The following is a 2,134-nucleotide window of genomic DNA, read 5'->3' as shown; positions in this document are numbered from 1 at the left end:
TCGGCCGCGAGCGTTAGGCTCCGTTCGCCGGCCGCCCCGCCGCGGTTCTCGGCGTCGACGCCGACGACCGTCTCGTCGCCGGCGTCGACCGATCCGTCGGGAAGCGACGCTCCCGTTGCGTGGATCCGCGGTACGTGTGCCGCCACCGCGAACACCGAGAGCCCCTCGCTCGTAGCGGAGAAGTGGTCACGGTCGGCCGGCGATCCACCGAGCTCGACGACGCGCTCGTCGTCGCCGTCGCCGTCGAGCTCCGCCCACTCGCCGTCGGCGGCGAGCCGATAGAGCGTGACGTCACCCAGCGCGGTCGCCGTATCGTCGAGGTACGCCGGCTCCGCGCTGAACAGGAGCCTGAGCCCCTCAACGTCGTTCGCGTCGAGATCATACGCTAACGCGAGGTAGGCCAGAGGTCGGGGATCGTCGTCGGCCTCGAGCGGTCCCGCGTCCGCGAAGGCGTCCGGGCTCCCGGCGGCCTCGAGCTCGTAGCTCCGTGTGGACGCGCCGAGGAGATCGAGCCGGTCGAGACTGACTGCTGCGCCGGCGAGCTCCATCTCCCCAGCATCGAACCGGACGGTGTCACCGTCGTCGACGTTCTCCGCGACGAACACCCGTTCCGACGGACTCGGGGCGGTAACGGTCGTGACCGGTCCGGTCGAGCCCGTCTCGTCGCGTTCCCCGCCGAAGTCCGATGGCTCCGTGGCAGGGTCGGCGACGCGCGCGTGGATCCCGAACGCCGATTCCGAGAGCGTCCCGGGAACCGCGTCCTCGTCGGTGGTGTCGACGACGACCCCGACGGAGGCCGTGGCGTTCGGGCCGAGCGTCACGTTATGCTCCTCGCTCTCGATCGACCGATATCCCTCGTCGGAGTCGTCGCTGACGACGAAGGAGAGCCCGTCCACGTCGTGTTCGATCCAGACGTGAGCCAGCTCGTCGGCCGTGTACGTCACCGTGAACACGTCTCCGAAGGCGGTTCGGGAGTTCACGTTGACTCCCTCGAACTCGCCGTCGAGGTTCGGGTTCGTCGGCGAGACATCGATGACGAGCTCGTCGTCGCCGTCGAGGTACGCGTACTCCCCGTTCGGCCCGTCGGCCGGCTGGATCGCCACCCGGTCGTCGGCCAACGTGTCGGCCGGGCCGTCGATCACGGTCGCGCCGGTCGCCAGCGCGAGGGAGGCCGCGAGACCGATCAGACAGAGGAGAAGCGCGGTCCGTGTGCGTGATCGGGACATCGATACGGTTCTTAACGCTATCTATCAGGCGTACCGCCATAGTTATGCACCGCATGAAACCGAGACGAACAGCCACCGTGTGACGAATACGCACGCACGATGTCGTCGAAGCGCTCGTCGGGCGGTAACCCTCGAACGTCGACGTTCGGAGCGGTGAAACCCGACTTCAGGGTCATCCTGAACCGGCGATCGCCCCCCGAGGACGCCCGACGACTCGTGTCCGATCGGGTATGTTTCACTATTTGAGTACTGGTACGAACACCGAATATAAGAATAAACACTGTGCAAATTGTATTTGTAGTGGCTTTAGGGCCGTTGTAGCCCACATTAGCGCGGTCAAGGTTGCGGTTCCGAAACGTGTCAAGCGACCCAAACCGTCCGAGGGTTTTATGTTGAGTGGCTCATATATGTCAGACAGAAATGGCGTCGGCACAGCAGATCGATAGGGGGCCCTCCGCCGCCGGACCGGAGATCTCTGAAGACGAACTGTTCGACGTGCTCGCGAACCAGCGGCGGCGGTTCGCGGTGCATCTGTTGAAACGCGAGGAGGAGTCGATGGAGATCGGGCGGATGGCCGAGCAGATCGCGGCGTGGGAGAACGATGTCGACATGGCGGAGATCACGGGCAACGAGCGAAAGCGCGTGTACACCGCACTTCAGCAGTCGCACCTGCCGAAGATGGACCGCGCGGGGGTCGTCGAGTTCAACAAGAATCGCGGGATGGTCGCGCCGACGACGGCGTTGGAGGACGTGGACCTGTACCTCGACGTCGTCGAAGGGAAGGAGATCCCGTGGAGCGAGTACTATCTGGGGCATCCGTCTTTAGCTAAGCGAAGAACCGCGTGACAGCAGCGGCTTATCGAGGCTACTTTTCGGAAGGAATGAGGAGGTGTCGAGTGTGTACAACG

Annotated in this window: 1 protein-coding gene and 1 pseudogene; one reads left to right on the top strand and one right to left on the bottom strand. The window is 64.8% G+C overall.

Features of this window, described 5'->3' with window-relative positions:
- Window positions 1-1,226: DUF1102 domain-containing protein (locus ACFQEU_RS14945; protein WP_379783444.1), on the bottom strand; the 1,226-nt coding region annotated here is incomplete at its 3' end.
- Window positions 1,227-1,646: 420 nt separating this feature from the next.
- Between ACFQEU_RS14945 and ACFQEU_RS14940 the strand changes: the two are divergent.
- Window positions 1,647-2,054 (top strand): annotated as a pseudogene (locus ACFQEU_RS14940) (DUF7344 domain-containing protein); the annotation flags it as partial.
- Window positions 2,055-2,134: the final 80 nt, after the last annotated feature.

It is taken from the genome of Halorubrum tibetense (assembly GCF_042661865.1).
GTDB classification, from domain to species: Archaea; Halobacteriota; Halobacteria; order Halobacteriales; family Haloferacaceae; genus Halorubrum; species Halorubrum tibetense.
Note: the sequence above shows the minus strand (reverse complement) of the source record. Positions and strands in the feature narration are given on the sequence as shown.